The organism is Actinomyces sp. HMT 175, from assembly GCF_016694895.1.
Taxonomy (GTDB): domain Bacteria; phylum Actinomycetota; class Actinomycetes; order Actinomycetales; family Actinomycetaceae; genus Actinomyces; species Actinomyces oris.
The window spans coordinates 1,841,460-1,857,753 of sequence record NZ_CP068012.1 but is presented as its reverse complement, the minus strand read 5'-3'; the positions used below and the strand labels follow the sequence as shown (position 1 = coordinate 1,857,753).

The window sequence follows — 16,294 nt, the reverse complement described above, 5'->3', positions numbered from 1 at the left end:
GTCGTCATCGGGGCAGTGCGTTCGCTGCGCGCGGCAGGACGCGGCCGGGTGCGGGAACGACACTGGGCCCGCCAGCCCGCTAGTCTTCGCGGGTGACCAACCCAGACATGCGCGCCGGATCAGCCCGGCCGGCGGCCTCTCAGCCCTCCACGACCCCCGCGACCGGGCAGTCCTCGAGCCCGACTGACTACGCCGAGGTGGAGCTCGGGCGTGGGCGGCCCGGCCGTGACGGCACCGAGCTGACCCTGCACGACGACGGGGCGCTCACCCGCCGCTCGGTCCTGCCCGGTGGGGTGCGCGTCATCACCGAGTCCGTGCCAGGGCTGCGCTCGGCCTCGATCGGCATGTGGTTCGGCGTCGGCAGCCGCGACGAGGTGCCCGGCCAGGAGGGCTCCACCCACTTCCTGGAGCACCTGCTGTTCAAGGGCACCGCCACGCGGGATGCCCACGAGATCGCCGAGGCCTTCGACATGATCGGCGGGGAGTCCAACGCCGCCACCTCCAAGGAGCACACCTCCTACTACGCCCGTGTGCTCGCCCCTGACGGTATGCAGGCCCTTGACGTGCTCGCCGACATGGTGACCTCCTCGCTCCTGGAGCCCGCCGACGTCGAGACCGAGCGCGGTGTCATCGTCTCCGAGCTGGCCGATGCCGCCGACGACCCCGCCGACGTCGCCCAGGAGGCCTTCGCCCGCGCCGCCTTCGGTGAGGACACGCCGCTGGGCCGCCCCATCGGCGGCACTAACGAGACCGTCACCGCCGTCCCGCGTGACGCCGTGTGGGAGCACTACAAGCGCACCTACGCCTCCGACACCCTCGTGGTGGCCGCCGCCGGCGCCGTCAACCACGACGAAGTCTGCGAACGGGTCCTGGCCGACCTGGCCGCGGCCGGCTGGGACGCCTCGCCTGACGCCGTCCCGCGCGAGCGCCGCTTCGAGATCGAGCCCTTCGCGGCCCTGGACGTTCACGACATCACCGTCCCGCGTGAGAGTGAGCAGACCCACCTGTACCTGACCTGCCAGGGCATCGCCGTACGCGATGAGCGGCGCTGGGCCATGAGCGTGCTCACCACCATCCTGGGTGGGGGCATGTCCTCGCGCCTGTTCCAGGAGGTGCGTGAGAAGCGGGGGTTGGCCTACACCACCTACGCCTTCGACACCTCCTACGCCGGTGCTGGCGCCTTCGGGCTCTACGCGGGCTGCGCCCCCGGCGACGTCGACGAGGTGTGTGCCGTCATGATCGGCGAGTTTGAGAAGCTTGCCGAGCACGGCGTCACCGAGCGGGAGATGATGCGTGCCCGCGGTCAGCTGCGCGGGGCCATGGTGCTTGGGGGAGAGGACTCGCTGGCGCGTATGGGTCGTCTGGGGCGGGCCGAGGTCGTTACCGGGCGCCTGCGCTCCATGGGGGAGAACCTGCGCCGCCTGGAGGCCGTCACCCCTGAGGAGGTCCGGGAGATGGCCGCCTGGCTGGTGGAGCAGAAGCGCGCCCGCATCCTCGTGGGTCCGGTTGGCTGACAGCTGCCGACAACCGATGGGGTCCATGACCTGCTCATCGAGTACCGCAGGAGTCAGAAGAGGGGCTGAGTGTCCAAATCGGTGACAAAGGCGCGGATCGCTCTCATCCAGCCGATGCGCAACCCCATGATTCCAAGGTTCTTCAGCCTGCGCTCTAAGAGATGGAGGTCCTTTGTATCCGAAATGGACACCAACAAGCTGATTCCAGTCGTCGGCCCCTGGTGCTACTGGTCAGTGTGGGCCTGAGCGTTGCTCAGCGCCGGAAGCCGAAGGCGGCACCGATGAGCTGATCGAAGACCCGGTCGGGCAGGACTCGACGCGCGGCAATGAGCGGCTTGGCCATGAAGCCCACGGCGTAGCGGGTCCGGGGGTGACGGGCGGTGACGATCTTGCCGACGGTACGAGCGATGACCTCCGGCGGGGAGTAGTGCCGCCGGTTCGACTCGCTGCGCATGGCTCCGGCCACGTCTCGGATCTGGTCGGCGTAGGCACTGCCCTCGGCCGTTGCCTCCAGGTGGTCGGCGGCGATCGATGCCCATTCGGTGCGGATGCCGCCGGGCTCGACCACGACGACGTCAATCCCGAAAGGAGACAGTTCGATGCGTAGCGCGTCGCTCAGGGCCTCGACGGCGTACTTGGTGGCGTGGTACCAGCCGCCCAGTGGTGTGGTCAGCCTCCCGCCGATGGAGGAGATGTTGATGATGGTGCCCGAGCCCCGGGTTCGCATGTGCGGGGTGATGAGCTGGGTGAGGCGCGCCAGACCGAAGACGTTGACCTCGAACTGGCGGCGGGCCTCGTTGATCGGGACGTCCTCGATGGCGCCGTAGGAGCCGTAGCCGGCGTTGTTGACCAGGACGTCGATGCGTCCGGTCTCTTCCAGGATGCGGTTGACGCCGGAGCTCATGGAGGCGTCGTCGGTGACGTCCATGGCCAGCGGGCGGATGCCGTCGGCGGTCAGGGCCTGGAGACGGTCGGAACGACGGGCTGCGCCGTAGACGATGTAACCCAGTGCCCGGAGCTTGCGGGCGGTGTCCTCGCCGATGCCGGAGGAGGCGCCGGTGACGAGGGCGACCCCGGTACCGGGCGCCTTGGAGAATGCCTGGGGCGCGGCGGCTGGTGCTTGCTCCGCGGTTGTAGTCACGAGCGGTTCCCTTTCTGATGATGTGGGAGTGCCTTCAGCATCCATCATGATTGGTGACTCTGTTCGGATCGACTCCCGGCTGCTCCCCCGTGGGGGACGCATTCAGTCTCCCACCTGAGGCGGATCCCGAGCGTCCAGGCGCTGGACAACCGGAGTCGGTGTCGGGAGGCGGACGTGACCTCGCGGTGGGCGGGTGAGTCGCTAGGGTGGGGCCATGACGATTCGCGTAGCCGTTGTGGGCGCCGCCGGGCGCATGGGATCGACCGTCTGCCAGGCGGTCCAGGACGCCGAGGGTCTCGAGCTCGTGGCCCGCCTGGACGTGGGGGACACCCTCGACGCCGAGCACCTGGCGGGCGCCGACGTCGCCGTCGACTTCACCGTCCCCAGCGTCACCGAGGCCAATGTCCATGCCCTGCTCGACGCCGGAGTGGACGTCGTCGTGGGCACCACCGGCTGGACCGAGGAGTCCTACGGGCACGTCCGCGAGCACCTGGCCCGGCCCGAGGCCGCCGGCCGCAGCGTCCTCATCGCCCCGAACTTCGCCCTGTCCGCCGTGCTGGCCATGAGCTTCGCCGCGAAGGCCGCCCCCTACTTCGAGTCCGCCGAGGTCATCGAGCTCCACCACCCCAACAAGGTCGACGCGCCCTCGGGCACCGCGGTCGCCACCGCCCAGGGCATCGCCGCCGCCCGCGCCGAGGCGGGCCTGGGCGCCATGCCGGACGCCACCCAGACCGACCCCGACGGTGCCCGCGGTGCGGTGGTCGACGGCGTCCACGTCCACGCCGTGCGTCTGCGGGGGCTGACCGCCCACGAGGAGGTCGTGCTCGGCAACCCCGGCGAGCAGCTGACCATCCGCACCGACTCCTTCGACCGGGCCTCCTTCATGCCCGGCGTGGTCCTCGCCGTCCGGCAGGTCTCCAGCCGCCCCGGCCTGACCATCGGCCTGGACGCCCTGCTCGACCTCTGAGACGGGAGCCAGTCGGGGCCGGGTAGGGGCCGGTGAGCTGCTACAGCGAGGCCGCCCAGCAGTCCTCAGTGATGCCCTCGCCGACGCCGAGCACCCGGTGGGCGCCGGTGGGCGCCATGCCCACCGAGCTCAGGAGCCGGCTGACCGACTCGTCCCCGCGCACCGCCCAGGCCACGAGCGCCCTGGCCCCGTCCTGACGGGCCAGGTCCACGGCAGCCGCCAGGAGCCGGGAACCGTGCCCACGGCGCTGACTAGCCGGCTCCACGCCCAGGGCCGTGACCTCCACGGCCTGCACCCCGGCCTCGTCGACGTGGCCCTCGGCATCCATGGACTGGGTGGGGGCCAGACCCAGCAGGCCTACCACCGTCCGGTTCGCAGCGTCCGCCTGGGCGGTGGTGGCCACCAGGACGTGGTGCTCGGGTGAGGGCGGCGCGCTCACCGCCGTCTCCCAGCCCGCCGCGATGACCGGGGCTGCGATCATCGCCTGCACACCCTCGGGCAGGGGCGCACCGTGCTCGGCGGTGTGGCCGGCCTGCAGGGAGGCCAGCATCGTGGCGGCCTGGACCTGCCCGATCGCCGTCAGGTCCTCCGCCCGAGCCGGGCGCACGAAGCCCCCCGACGCCTGGGGGCCGTCATGGTCATGCGGGTTGTGAGCGCCGGGGGAGTGGCGGTGCGGGGTGCGCGTATTCGCATCCGGGTTCAGCCCGGCCAGAGGATCGGCGCCCAGGACGGAGCCGTCCCGGCTCCCGGAGGACGATGACGGCGATGCAGGCGAGGGGGTCGTGGAGGTCATGGACCGAGCCTAAGTGACGGCCCTTCCGGGTCCCTGAGCGTATCCGGGAGTGGGGAGGTACCTATGAGACAGATCATGAGAAGGGCCTCTCGGCTGGCCGGGTGCACGTTAGGGTGGCGCCATGAGCTCAGCCCCCTCCCGCAGCTTCGGTTCCGTCGGCGTCGCCATGGTCACCCCCTTCACGCCTAGTGGGGAGGTCGACTACGACGCCGCCCGGGCCCTGGCGGTCAGCCTGGTCGATGACGGCGCCGACCTGATCCTCCTGTCGGGCACCACCGGTGAGTCCCCGACCACCCACACCCCTGAGAAGCAGGAGCTGATCCGCCAGGTCAAGGACGCCCTGGCCGGACGCGCCATGATTATGGCCGGCGCCGGCTCCAACGACACCGCCCACGCGGTGCGCATCGGCGTGGCCTCCCAGGAGGCCGGCGCAGAGGGCCTGCTCATCAACGCCCCCTACTACAACCGCCCCAGCCAGGAGGGCGTCTACCGGCACATCAACGCCGTCGTGGAGGCCACCGACCTGCCCGTCATGGTCTACGACATCCCCGGGCGCACCGGCGTGAAGATCACCGAGGAGACCCTCGCCCGCCTGGCCGAGAACCCCCGCGTCAAGGCCGTCAAGGACGCCACCGGCGACGTCGAGCAGGGCTTCCGCCGCATGGAGTCCACCGGCCTGGAGTACTACTCCGGCGACGACGGCCTCAACTTCGCCTGGCTCACCCACGGCGCCTCCGGCGTCATCTCCGTGGCCGCCCACGCCGACGCCCACTCCTGGCGCCAGATGATCGACGCCGTCGACGCCGGCGACCTGGCCAGCGCCCGCACCCTCGCCCGGAGCCTGCGCCCCCTGGTCCATGCCATCATGGGTGGCGGGCAGGGGGCCGTCATGGCCAAGGAGGCCCTGCACCTCCAGGGACGCCTGCCCAGCCCCGCCCTGCGCCTGCCCCTGGTGCGCGCCGAGGAGGCTGAGGTTGCCGCCCTGCGTGAGGTCCTGGCCGCCTCCGGGCTGCTCTGAGAACCGGAAGGGCACGCTCGCGATGCGCATGTGGTCGCTGCACCCGAGCCACCTGGACCGTGCGGGCCTGGTGGCCTGCTGGCGCGAGTCGCTCCTGGCCCAGGCGGTCCTGGCCGGACGCACCCGCGGCTACCGCAACCACCCCCAGCTCGAACGCTTCCGCGCCGTTCCAGATCCGGTCACCCCGGCGGTGGCGGTGGGTGCCTACCTGTGGGGGCTGCGCGAGGAGGCCGTCCGGCGCGGCTACCGCTTCGACGTCACCCGCATTGACCTGCCTGAGCCGGAGTGCACCGGCGTCAGCCTGACGGTCACCGAGGGGCAGATGGATCTGGAGCGCAGGCACCTTGAGGCCAAGCTGGCCGGCCGCGCCCCCGATCTCCTGCCTCTGCCGGAGCGGCTTGAAGCGCACCCGATCTTCCGGGTCGTCCCCGGCGACGTCGAGCCCTGGGAGCGGGCACTGACCCCGTAGGCCCCAGGGCGGGCGCAGAGGCGACCGGTACCGCGGCCGCTCAGCCCTCTGCCGCAGCTCTGGCGAGCACTTTCTCTCGCACGACGCGGCGCAGGATCTTGCCGATCTGGGAACGGGGCATCTCCTCAATGACCTCCAGGCGGTGCGGCAGCGCGTAACGCGGGATCGTCCGCTCGGCATGCTCCTGCACCGCTTCCAGGGTCACCGACCCCGGCGCGGCCCCCTCGGTCAGGACCACGGCGGCGCACACGAGCTCGCCCATCGCGCCGTCGGGGAGCCCCACCACGGCGACGTCGGCCACGCCCTTCATGGAGCGGATCGCCGCCTCCACCTGACTGGGGTAGACGTTGAAGCCGCCGGTGAGGATCAGCTCGCGCTTACGGTCGGCCATCCACAGGAAGGAGTCCTCCCGGCGCACGATGTCGCCCGTGCGCAGCCAGCCTCCCGGCAGGATCGCGGCCTGCGTGGCCGCCTCGTCCTCCCAGTAGCCGGCGAAGACCTGGGGGCCACGCACCAGCAGCTCGCCCGGCTCGCCGTCGGGCACCTCCCGGTCAGGGTCCGGGTCCTCGGGGTCCACAACGCGCACGTCCGTGGAGGGGAAGGGCAGGCCCAGCGCACCCAGGCGGCGCGAGGGCCCCATGGGCGTGCCCGCGACGATCGGACTCGTCTCAGTCATGCCGTAGCCCTCGACGAAGAAGCCGCCGGTCGCCTTCTCCCAGCGGGCCCCGACCTCCGGCGGCATCGGGGCCGCCCCGCACACCCCGTAGCGCAGGGTGCCCAGGTTCGTGCCCCGCTTCTGTGCACCGTCGAGGATCCGTTCGAACATGACCGGCACGCCGACGAAGAAGGTGAAGGGGCGCCGCTCGTGCGCAGCGAGCACCTGATCCACCGAGAACTTGGGCAGCATCACCTGGGTGGCGGCCTTCTGCACCGCGCAGAAGAGGTTGAAGGTCAGCCCGAAGGCGTGGAAGAAGGGCAGCAGGCACAGGAAGTTCTCCCCGCCCTCGTGCAGCATCGGCACCCAGGCGATGGCCTGGTTGGCGTTGGCCCGCAGGTTGGTGTGCGTGAGCATCGCCGCCTTGGGGGTGCCGGTCGTCCCGCCGGTGTGCAGCAGGACCGCGATGTCGGAGCCGGTCGGGTAGGGGAATCGTGAGGGGATCCGGTGAGCGCCGGCCACCTCCTTGTCCCAGGAGCGCACCCCCGCCGGCAGGCTCTGTGCCCGGAAGGCGGCCCGCTGCCGCCGGGCCCGCTCCACCGGAAGACGCAGCGCGGCGCGCAGACGCACCGGCATTGCGGCTGAGAGGTCCACGCTGAATACCGTGCGCCCCTGGAGCGCATCGCCGTCGGCGCCTGAAGCCGGATGGGGATCGGTGACGAGGCCGACGCCCTTCTCCCACACGATGATGACGCGGGCTCCGTGCGCGTCCAGCTGGGAACGGATCTCCTCGGCGGGCGCCAGTGGGTTGTGCTCGGCCACGACCGCGCCGATGCGCAGCGCCCCGTAGAGGGCCACGGCATGCTGCGGACAGTTCGGCATAATGAGGGCCACCCGGTCGCCCTTGTGCACCCCCGAGGTCCGCAGCACCTGCGCCGCCCGCTCCGAGGCCTCCAGCAGCTCGCGGTAGGTCATCGCCGCACCCAGGAAGTCGATGGCGACCCGATCGGAGTAGAAGCGTGCCGCCGTCTCCAGCAGCTCGCTCAACGGTGCGTCGGGAACCTCGATCGCCGCCGGGATACCGGGCTGGTAGTGAGGGCGCAGGTAGTGGCGGTGGTCCTGGGTGGCCCGCTGCGGCGAGGCGGCGGCGTTGATCGTGTTGTCAGTCATGTCTGTGGAGTCGAATCGGGCTGTGGGTGGGAGCAGTCAGGTGATCTGGGGCGGCTGCGATCTGAAGGCGCGCCCTCAGCGGGAGGCCGCGCTGTCATGCGGCCCGGCCTTGCTGGCCTTGCTGTCCTGGCCGCCCTCCGGCTGACCGCCGTCCTTGCGCTCACCCCGGCCGGGGAAGTGCTCGACGATGGAGACGGCCGCCGCCGTCGCCGCTCCGGAGGCCGCCTCCCGGGCCGCCAGGAGCTCGTCGCGCACCACGCGCCGCAGCACCTTGCCGATCTGGGAGCGGGGCATCTCGGTCAGGATCGCGATCTGGCGCGGCAGGGCGTAGTTGGACAGGTTCTTGGCCGCCCACTCGCGCACCTGCTCCAGGGTGACCGTCTGGCCCTCCTTGGGCAGGATCGCGGCGACGACGGATTCATTGCCGGCCTCGGCCGGCAGCCCGACGACGGCGACCTCCTCCACCTGCGGCATCGAGCGGACCGCGGCCTCCACCTCCGTGGGGTAGATGTTGAAGCCCCCGGAGATGATGAGCTCCTTGCGGCGGTCGGCGATGACGTAGAAGCCGTCCGCTTCCTGACGCACCAGGTCGCCCGTGCGCAGCCAGCCCCCGTCCAGCAGCACCTCGGCGCTCTCCTCGGGGTTGTCCCAGTAGCCGGTGAAGACCTGGGGGCCGCGTGCCAGCAGCTCGCCGACCTCCCCGGGAGCCACCTCGCGCTCAACGTCCTCAGGGTCCACCAGGCGCACCTGCGTGGAGGGGTAGGGCACCCCCAGGGTGCCGGGCCGACGCGCCGGCGAGATCGGGTTGCCCAGGATGATGGGGGAGGACTCGGTCATCCCGTAGCCCTCGATGATGGTGCCACCGGTGGCCTCCTCCCAGGCCTGCGCCACCGCCAGCGGGTTGGGGGCCGCCCCGCACACGGCGATCTTGCAGGAGGACAGGTTCGCCCCGGTGGCCCGCGCCCGGGTCACCAGACGGTCGAACATGACCGGCACCCCCGGGAAGAAGGTGGCTGGGCGCCGCTTCCAGGCGGCCAGCACCAGGTCCGCCCCGAACTTGGGCAGCACCACCTGGGTGGCGGCCAGCCCCACCGCGCACAGCAGCGACAGGGACATGCCGAAGGCGTGGAAGAAGGGCAGGACCGCGTAGAAGGTCTCCTTGCCCGCGCTCGTGGTGCCCGACGCCCAGGCCAAGGACATCTCGGCGTTGGAGCGCAGGTTCTCGTGGGTGAGGCACACGGCCTTGGGCGTGCCCGTCGTCCCGCCGGTGTACAGCAGGGCCGCCGCCTCCGAGACGCTCGGCAGCGGGAAGCCTGTGGCCAAGGGGATGGCGGAGGCGGCCAGGTCGTCCCAGGAGCGCACCCCGGCCGGGATCCTGCCGCGCAGCTCGCGGCGCTGGGTGCGGGCGGCCGCCACCGGCAGCCTCAGGGCCAGGCGGCTGCGCAACGGAAGATGACGGGACAGGTCCACCGAGTACACGCTCAGGCCCCCCAGGCCCGCCGCCTCCAGTGAGCCCACCGCCGCCACAAGGCGCTCGAGGGTCTTCTCCCAGGCGATGATGACGCGCCCACGGTGGATGTGGAACTGCTCGCGCAGCTGGGCGGCGGGCGCCAGCGGGTTGTGCTCGGCCACGATCGCCCCGATGCGCCAGGCCGCGTAGGCCACGACCACGTGCTGAGGGCAGTTGGGAAGAATGACCCCGACGACGTCCCCTCGCCCGACCCCCAGGCCCCGCAGGGCCTCCGCGGCCCGCGCCACCTGGGTCTCCAGCTGGGAGTAGGTCGTCGGGGCGCCTAGGAAGTCCAGGGCCACCCGGTCCGGGAAGTCCCGGGCGGCGTCGCGCAGCATGCAGGACAGGGGCTCCCTGACCGCAGGGATCGTGGAGGGCACCCCCGCCTGACGGTAGACGGCCTCAAGGGCCTCATGACCGGAGGCGTCCGAGCCGGCCGCCGACGCGGCGCCACGCGTGAGCGCGGCTACCGACGTGCGTGAAGCACTCATGGGTCTTCCCCCTTGTCTGCCGTGAGCCTTCCCCCGACGGGGAGGGTTTCGCCCGCCGCGGGTGCCGCCCGCGAGCGACGATGAGAACTCAGGAGCAACCGTAACCTACGGTGGCGTAACCTGCGTGGTCGGTGGCGTTGACAACCCTGTGCGATCCGGCTCACCGACCGGAGGAACGCGGCTCCAGGCCCCGGAGGAGCGGTAGGCGACTGACCACCCGCAGGCGGCGCGTGGGACGAGTCATCGCCACATACAGGTCTCCCGCGCTGCGCTCACCGATCTCAGCGGGATCCACGAGCACCACGACGTCGAACTCCAGCCCCTTGGACAGCACCGGGTCGACCACCAGCAGTCGCGAGCGCAGCACGTCGCCTCCCGGAGCCTCCATCGCCGCGGCCAGGTTCGGGTCCTGACGCAGCAGCGCCTCGGTGCGGCCGGGGGAGGGGCAGATGACCGCGATGCGCCCGACGCCGGCCCCCACCTGGTCATCCAGGCGGGCCGACTCCTGGGCCACGACCTCGCGCAGGAGACTCGCCCAGGCCTCGGGCTGGGCGCCTTCAGGGGACTGCGACAGGTCGGTGACCTCCAGGCAGTCGGGCAGGTCGCGCACCGAGCGCACCGGGTAGACCGGCGGGTGGCCCAGCTGCGTCACCGTCTCCTCGGCCGCCTCCATGATCGTGGCCGGCGTGCGGTAGCAGACGCTGAGGGCCTCCTCGCGCAGCGGGGTCGACCCTCCACGCGAGCGCCCCGACTGTCGGCCCTGCCGCGAGCGCGAACGGGCCCGGTGACGCGACTGCGACCGGGACCGGCCCTGGGCCTCCGCAGCACCCTCAGCCGATGCCGTCCCCAGGGCGGTGAGCACCTCGCCCCAGCTGCCCGGGGCGTGGGGGCCCGAGTACTGGGCCAGGTCCCCCACCACCGTGAAGGAGCGCACCGGGCAGCGACGCGCCAGCGCCCGCCACGCCATGGTGCCCAGTTCCTGGGCCTCATCGACGACGACATGCCCGTAGGTCCACGTCCGATCGGCCCGGGCCCGCTCGGCCAGAGTCAGAGTCGGGCCGCCCTGGGAGACCCGGTCGGCCAGCATCTCGGCACTGACCATCCCGCCGCCCAGCTCCTGGGACTCGATCGCCTGGGCCGCGTAGGCCACCAGGTCCTCGCGGCGGCGGGCCTCCAGTCGGGCGCGCCGGGCCTGGGCGTCCTCGCTGGGGCCCAGCAGCTCGGCCAGCTCGTCAATGAGCGGGATGTCCGCCGCACTCAGAGCGCTCCCGGGCTCACGGTGCAGCAGCGTGCGCTCCTGCTCGCTCAAGGATGGCGCCACCTGCTCCAGGAGGGCGGGCCGGCTCCACAGCCGCTCCAGCAGCCCCTGGGGCGTCGTCGGCATCCAGCACAGGTTGATCTCCCGACGGGCGTCACGGGCGGTACGGATGTCCTCCCGGATCCAGGCGCGCGTGTCAGCGTCCGAGGCGTCCTGGTTCGTGGCCGCCGCGTACTGGTCGGTCAGGCGCTCCAGCAGCCAGATCACGAAGGCCTCGCGGGCCAGGTTGTGGGGCTTGCCGCCCCGACGGGCCCGGGAGGCCGCCTCACGCACGTCGTCGGGCTCCAGGGACAGGCGCACCCCCTGGACCTCGATCTCACGGGGAGCATCCGGGACACGCTGCAGGCCCCGCACCGCCCGCTCCAGGGCCTTGACCCACACCGAGCGACCTTTGAGCTCGGCGACGCGGGCGTCCTCCTGGGCTGTGGCCCGCACCCCGGGAACCAGGTCGCCAATCGTCGTGGAGACCACCCCCGTCTCACCCAGGGAGGGCAGCACCTGCTCCACGTAGCGCAGGAAGGTGCGTGATGGCCCCACCAGGAGCACGCCGGAACGCTCCAGGCGCTCGCGCTCGGAGTAGAACAGGTAGGCCACCCGGTGCAGCGCCACCGCCGTCTTACCCGTGCCCGGGCCGCCCTGGACCACGAGCACACCCCGGCCCGAGGAGGTGACGACCCGGTCCTGCTCGGCCTGAATCGTGGCCACGATGTCACCCATGCGGCCGTCACGGGCGCTGGACATCGCGGCGATGAGCGCCCCCTCGCCCTGCAGGTCCCCAGCGGCCACGGAGGTCCCCGACGAGCCGGACGGGGCCTGGCCGGCCTCGAGGGCGGCCAGGTCCAGGACCTCGTCCTCCACCCCGAGCACCTGACGGGCCCGAGTGTCGATGTGCCGCCGGCGCACCAGCCCCATGGGCTCGGAGGCCGTGGCCTGGTAGAAGGCCCGGGCCAGAGGGGCGCGCCAGTCCAGGATCACCTCACGGTGCTGGGCGTCCTGCAGACCGATGCGCCCCACGTAGTGGCGCCGTCCCCCGTCCGTGACCGGGGAGGAGCCGCCCGTGCCCCTGCCAGAGCCGGAGACTGCGGCCGGGGCCCGCCCGGAGGCCCCCGAGTCCGACGCGTCATCGGGCGAGGTGCTCATATCCATCCGTCCGAAGACCAGACGGTCCTCGACCCCCTCCAGGGAAGAGACCAGCGACGAGTAGTGCACGGCGTAGGCGTCCCGCTCCCCGCGGGACTGGTGGGTGCCGCTGACGCCCTGGGCCTCGGTACGGGCCAGGGAGTGGCGGGCCTGAGCCAGCTGGCGATCCAGCTCGCTGTAGGCGAGGTCGACGACGACCTGCTCACCGCGCATCTCGCGCTCGCGGACACTGCCCGCATCTTCCTCCGCCCGCGACGGCGCCTCCTGCTGGGAGTGCGGTGGGCGAGAGGGGATCGTCTGACTCACAAGGCCTCGCATCGGTTCTGGTTCTGGCAGGCATGCGCGTGGGGTGCACTGGCCGGCTCTGGTTGACGCTGACGGGTACTGGGGTCGGTGATGGCTTCAGTACGGTCGACCCATTATTCTCCTGCTGACGCCCCGACGGGGACGCCGAGGGCGAACAAGGCGCCCCAACCCGGCGCGGGCGGGAACATCGACAATCCAGAAGGTGTTGGCAGGAGTGCCCAGGACGCTAACCGCCGTTCCCGGGCACTCACCCGGACGAATCCTGATAAAACGCCGAATCGTCTCACTGAGCCGATGATGCTCGACGTCGCTCGACCATGGAGCGACTCAAACGGGATCGCTCCGGGTGCCGAACCCAGGCCATGCCTAGACCATGACCATCGCACGACACGGACACGCCCTCCCCGGCGCCGTCGGTCTCGCCGCCCGTCACCTCGGGCGGCGAGCGCACCAACGGACCCATGCCACGGGAGGATGAACCAGACCAGACAGGAGGAGACGGGCTCGTGAGACCACTGTTCACCATCCAGCACCCCGCGGATCAGCCGATCTCCCCGAGGGTCCTCATCCACTACTTCGAGGGCGCCATGGACGCCGGCAACGCCGGCGCGCTGGCCGTCGACCAACTGCTCATGACGCTCCCCAGCGAGCGTGTCGCCACCTTCGACATCGACGCCCTCGTGGACTACCGCGCCCGGCGTCCCACGATGACCTTCGTTCATAACAACTACTCCTCAGTCACCATGCCCGAGATGGTCCTGGATCTCCTCCATGACGACGACGGCGAGGACGTCCTCCTGCTCCACGGCAGCGAGCCGGACTACCGCTGGGACGAGTTCGTCGGAGCCGTGGCCCACCTGGCCGTCTCCATGGGCGTGAGCCAGGCCGTCGGCATGAGCGGCATCCCCATGGCCGTGCCCCATACGCGCCCGACCTACGTCCACCACCACGGCAGTCAGCCCGACCTGCTGCCCAACCAGCCCGAGCTCTTCGGGCACGTCGAGCTGCCCGGGTCGATGTCGGCCTACCTCGAGCTGCGTCTGGGCGAGCTGGGTCTGGACTCCCGGGGAGTCTCGGCCGCGATCCCGCACTACGTGGCCCGCGACGAGTTCCCGCAGGGGGCCTCGGCACTGCTGACCGCCGTCGTGCAGGCCACCGGCCTGGCGCTGCCGGTCGGGGACCTCGAGGCCGCCGCCAGCATCAACCGTGCCGAGATCAACGCCGAGGCCGCTCAGCAACCGGAGGTCAGCGCCGTCGTCTCCGCCCTGGAGGCCCAGTACGACGCCATGGCCCCCAGGATCGCCATCGACGAGGTCGACACCTCCGCGCCGATCCTCAACCTGCCCAGCGCCGAGGAGATCGGCGCGCGCCTGGAGGCCTTCCTGGAGGCCAACGACTCCGGGGACCTGGGGTCCCAGGGCTGGAACCCCGGCCGCGGGAGCTGACCGGTACCGAGCGCTGCTGGCGCCCCCGGACCGGCGGCCGGTCAATTGCCTCGTGCGGGTCTAGCGGACCCGGACACCCTCAGGGCACGGTAGGGCGGCGTCATCGAGCGCCCAGGTGCGCACCGGCAGCGGCAGGCGGCGCACTGCGCGCTCTGCCTCCTCGAGCTCGCCTTCCGTGAAGGGGTCCTGGCGGGCCACCAGCACCAGGTTGCCCCGGCGCCGGCCACGCGCCGCGGCGGGATCGGCGACGATGAACGCGCGGGAGGTGTCCCCGTCCAGGGCGCCGGCGAGCGTGGCGATCTCAGCGCCGGCCAGGGCACGCGGCATGGAGGCGGTGTTGACCAGCAGCAGTCCTCCTGGAGCCAGCGCCCTCAGGCAGGAGTCGAAGAACTCCCGGTTCCTGCAGGAGGCCGGCACGCTCCCACCGTTGAACACGTCGCGCACCACGACGTCCCACTGGCCCGGCCGCAGCCCTGCCACCACCTCGGCGGCGTCGCCGACCCGGATCCGCAGCCTGGGGGACCGGGGCAGGTCGAACCAGGTCCGCACCTGGCTCGCGAGGATCTCATCGATCTCGACGGCGACCTGCTGGGAGCCGGGGCGGGTCACGTCCCACGCCCTGGCCAGGGCACAGCCCGCCCCACCCAGGTGGAGCGCCCTGAGGGGGTCGCCCTCGCCGCGCAGGGCCGAGAGCACCGCGTCCATCTGCTGGTGGTACTCGAAGTCAAGGTGGGAGGGGTCGCGCAGGTCCAGGAAGGAGGACTCCGCGCCGTCGAGCATGAGAAGGATCCCGGTGTCTCGCGCCACGAGCTCGGCCGTGGCCAGGGAAGTGCGCACCGGGCCCTGGGGCAGATCGGTCAGCGCCGGGGCCCCGGAGCTCCTGCGTCTACGTGTCACAGCCCCACGGTAGCCTGAGAGGAGTGCGGGCGGACTCCTCGGGGGCCGTCAGCCGGTGAGTCCGTCGCACTCGTTGAGGAGGTGGAGATGAGCAGAGCACCCCGTTCCCAGGCCGCGCGCCGGTCCTGGGGGGACGATGACTCCGCCACCCCTATCATCCACGTCGACATGGACGCCTTCTTCGCCTCGGTCGAGCTCCTCGAGCACCCCGAGTTGGCCGGCCGTCCCGTCATCGTCGGCGGCAGCGACGGCCGGGGCGTCGTCTCGGCAGCCTCCTACGAGGCCCGCGCCTTCGGCGTCTCCTCGGCGATGTCCATGGCCGAGGCCTCCCGCCGCTGCCCCCAGGCCGTGGTCCTCCCCGTGCGCCACGGCCTCTACTCCCAGGTCTCCGCCCAGGTCATGGCCGTCCTGGCCGAGGTCACCCCCGCCCTGGAGAAGGTGAGCATCGACGAGGCCTTCCTGGATGTGAGCGGGGCCAGGCGCCGCATGGGCTCCCCGGTGACCATCGGCCGCTGGATCCGCGCCGAGATACGCCGGCGAGTGGGCGTTCCGGCCTCGGTGGGCATCGCCTCCACCAAGTTCATCGCCAAGCTCGCCTCCTCCCACGCCAAGCCCGACGGACTACTCCTGGTGCCGGCCGTCGCCACGCAGGACTTCCTCAACGTGCTGCCGGTCGGGGCCCTGTGGGGCGTTGGCACCCGGACCCAGGAGGTCCTGGCCAGATGGGGGATTCAGGATGTGCGCACCCTGGCGGGCACTGACGTGCGTCACCTGGAGAAGATCCTCGGCCGGGCCGCCGGGCGCCACCTGCACGAGCTGTCCCACGGCGTCGACCCCCGCCGGGTCGAGCCGGTGCGTGAGGAGAAGTCGGTGGGCACCGAGACCACCTTCTTCGAGACCCTCACCGACCGGGACCACGCCCGGCGGGTCCTGCTGGACCAGACCCACCAGTGCGCCGCCCGTCTGCGCGCGGCGGACCGGCGCTGCCGGGTCGCCGTCCTCAAGGCCCGAGGGGCCGACTTCACCACCGTCACCCGCTCACGCACCCTGGCCACCCCCACCGACCTCGCCCAGGACATCTGGGAGACCGTCTCCTCGCTCTACTCCGCCCTGCCCACCCCGCCCGGTGGCTTCCGCCTCCTGGGGGTGCGGGTCGAGGGACTGCTGCGCCCCGACGACGGTGTGCAGCTCCTCCTGGACGAGGACCCGCGGCGCGGCGCCTCCGAGCGGGCCGCCGACGCCGTGCGCCGCAGGTGGGGAGCTCACGCAGTGGCCCCGGCCAGCCTCCTGTCAGGAGACGGCCCCACCAAGGCGCCGCCCGGGCAGGAAGGGCGAGGTCGTCGTCGGTGACCCGGGTGGGGGAGCCGTCTGCGTCCCGGCCAACCTCGTCGGTGAGTTTCTCCTGAGCCCCCACAGCGCCTATCCTGGCAACTACGGCGCAGATCCCCGGCCCCGCCCGG

General features: G+C 71.8%; 12 protein-coding genes. 6 read left to right on the top strand and 6 right to left on the bottom strand.

Going from position 1 to position 16,294, the window contains the following annotated elements:
* Positions 1–107 precede the first annotated feature (107 nt).
* Complete coding sequence (locus JJJ14_RS07915; RefSeq protein WP_201445118.1) at positions 108–1,514, top strand: M16 family metallopeptidase; 1,407 nt, start codon at positions 108–110, stop codon at positions 1,512–1,514.
* Between the two features lie 253 nt (positions 1,515–1,767).
* On the opposite strand, the gene JJJ14_RS07910 is transcribed toward JJJ14_RS07915, so the two are convergent.
* Complete coding sequence (locus tag JJJ14_RS07910) at positions 1,768–2,700, bottom strand: oxidoreductase (protein WP_201445116.1); 933 nt, start codon at positions 2,698–2,700, stop codon at positions 1,768–1,770.
* A 169-nt stretch (positions 2,701–2,869) separates the two neighbouring features.
* Here JJJ14_RS07910 and dapB point away from each other — a divergent pair, with 169 nt between their 5' ends.
* Positions 2,870–3,622: a 4-hydroxy-tetrahydrodipicolinate reductase gene (dapB, locus tag JJJ14_RS07905; RefSeq protein WP_201443799.1), complete on the top strand. Its 753-nt coding sequence runs from the start codon at positions 2,870–2,872 to the stop codon at positions 3,620–3,622.
* Between the two features lie 40 nt (positions 3,623–3,662).
* Here the strand turns inward: dapB and JJJ14_RS07900 are convergent, their stop codons facing one another.
* Positions 3,663–4,415 (bottom strand): GNAT family N-acetyltransferase, encoded by a 753-nt coding sequence (locus JJJ14_RS07900; protein ID WP_201443798.1) that lies wholly within the window; start codon positions 4,413–4,415, stop codon positions 3,663–3,665.
* Positions 4,416–4,536: 121 nt separating this feature from the next.
* Here JJJ14_RS07900 and dapA point away from each other — a divergent pair, with 121 nt between their 5' ends.
* Together dapA and JJJ14_RS07890 are read left to right on the top strand one after the other, a co-directional pair.
* Entirely contained in the window at positions 4,537–5,433 is an 897-nt protein-coding gene (gene dapA, locus JJJ14_RS07895; RefSeq protein WP_201443797.1) for a 4-hydroxy-tetrahydrodipicolinate synthase, read from the top strand.
* A 22-nt stretch (positions 5,434–5,455) separates the two neighbouring features.
* Positions 5,456–5,902, top strand: coding sequence for a pyrimidine dimer DNA glycosylase/endonuclease V (locus JJJ14_RS07890; protein WP_201443796.1), 447 nt, complete (start codon positions 5,456–5,458; stop codon positions 5,900–5,902).
* Positions 5,903–5,942: 40 nt separating this feature from the next.
* Here the strand turns inward: JJJ14_RS07890 and JJJ14_RS07885 are convergent, their stop codons facing one another.
* The 3 genes from JJJ14_RS07885 to JJJ14_RS07875 all read right to left on the bottom strand — a co-directional run bounded on the left by JJJ14_RS07885 (position 5,943) and on the right by JJJ14_RS07875 (position 12,504).
* Entirely contained in the window at positions 5,943–7,727 is a 1,785-nt protein-coding gene (locus JJJ14_RS07885; protein ID WP_201443795.1) for an AMP-binding protein, read from the bottom strand.
* 75 nt (positions 7,728–7,802) lie between these two features.
* A complete protein-coding gene (locus JJJ14_RS07880) occupies positions 7,803–9,728 on the bottom strand; it encodes an AMP-binding protein (RefSeq protein ID WP_201443794.1) in 1,926 nt (641 codons plus the stop codon).
* 160 nt (positions 9,729–9,888) lie between these two features.
* Positions 9,889–12,504, bottom strand: a complete 2,616-nt coding sequence (locus tag JJJ14_RS07875) for a HelD family protein (protein WP_201443793.1) — start codon at positions 12,502–12,504, stop codon at positions 9,889–9,891.
* A 494-nt stretch (positions 12,505–12,998) separates the two neighbouring features.
* Here JJJ14_RS07875 and JJJ14_RS07870 point away from each other — a divergent pair, with 494 nt between their 5' ends.
* Complete coding sequence (locus JJJ14_RS07870) at positions 12,999–13,937, top strand: PAC2 family protein (RefSeq protein ID WP_201443792.1); 939 nt, start codon at positions 12,999–13,001, stop codon at positions 13,935–13,937.
* 60 nt (positions 13,938–13,997) lie between these two features.
* Here the strand turns inward: JJJ14_RS07870 and JJJ14_RS07865 are convergent, their stop codons facing one another.
* A complete protein-coding gene (locus tag JJJ14_RS07865) occupies positions 13,998–14,834 on the bottom strand; it encodes a spermidine synthase (protein ID WP_236592769.1) in 837 nt (278 codons plus the stop codon).
* An 87-nt stretch (positions 14,835–14,921) separates the two neighbouring features.
* On the opposite strand from JJJ14_RS07865, the gene dinB reads away from it, so the two are divergent.
* Positions 14,922–16,184, top strand: coding sequence for a DNA polymerase IV (gene dinB, locus JJJ14_RS07860; RefSeq protein ID WP_201443791.1), 1,263 nt, complete (start codon positions 14,922–14,924; stop codon positions 16,182–16,184).
* The last annotated feature ends 110 nt before the right edge of the window (positions 16,185–16,294 follow it).

Excerpts from the sequence above, each read along its gene's own strand:
- JJJ14_RS07915 (WP_201445118.1), top strand. The coding sequence starts at position 108 with ATGCGCGCCGGATCAGCCCGGCCGGCGGCCTCTCAGCCCTCCACGACC.
- JJJ14_RS07910 (WP_201445116.1), bottom strand. The coding sequence starts at position 2,700 with ATGGATGCTGAAGGCACTCCCACATCATCAGAAAGGGAACCGCTCGTG.
- dapB (WP_201443799.1), top strand. The coding sequence starts at position 2,870 with ATGACGATTCGCGTAGCCGTTGTGGGCGCCGCCGGGCGCATGGGATCG.
- JJJ14_RS07900 (WP_201443798.1), bottom strand. The coding sequence starts at position 4,415 with ATGACCTCCACGACCCCCTCGCCTGCATCGCCGTCATCGTCCTCCGGG.
- dapA (WP_201443797.1), top strand. The coding sequence starts at position 4,537 with ATGAGCTCAGCCCCCTCCCGCAGCTTCGGTTCCGTCGGCGTCGCCATG.
- JJJ14_RS07890 (WP_201443796.1), top strand. The coding sequence starts at position 5,456 with ATGCGCATGTGGTCGCTGCACCCGAGCCACCTGGACCGTGCGGGCCTG.
- JJJ14_RS07885 (WP_201443795.1), bottom strand. The coding sequence starts at position 7,727 with ATGACTGACAACACGATCAACGCCGCCGCCTCGCCGCAGCGGGCCACC.
- JJJ14_RS07880 (WP_201443794.1), bottom strand. The coding sequence starts at position 9,728 with ATGAGTGCTTCACGCACGTCGGTAGCCGCGCTCACGCGTGGCGCCGCG.
- JJJ14_RS07875 (WP_201443793.1), bottom strand. The coding sequence starts at position 12,504 with ATGCGAGGCCTTGTGAGTCAGACGATCCCCTCTCGCCCACCGCACTCC.
- dinB (WP_201443791.1), top strand. The coding sequence starts at position 14,922 with ATGAGCAGAGCACCCCGTTCCCAGGCCGCGCGCCGGTCCTGGGGGGAC.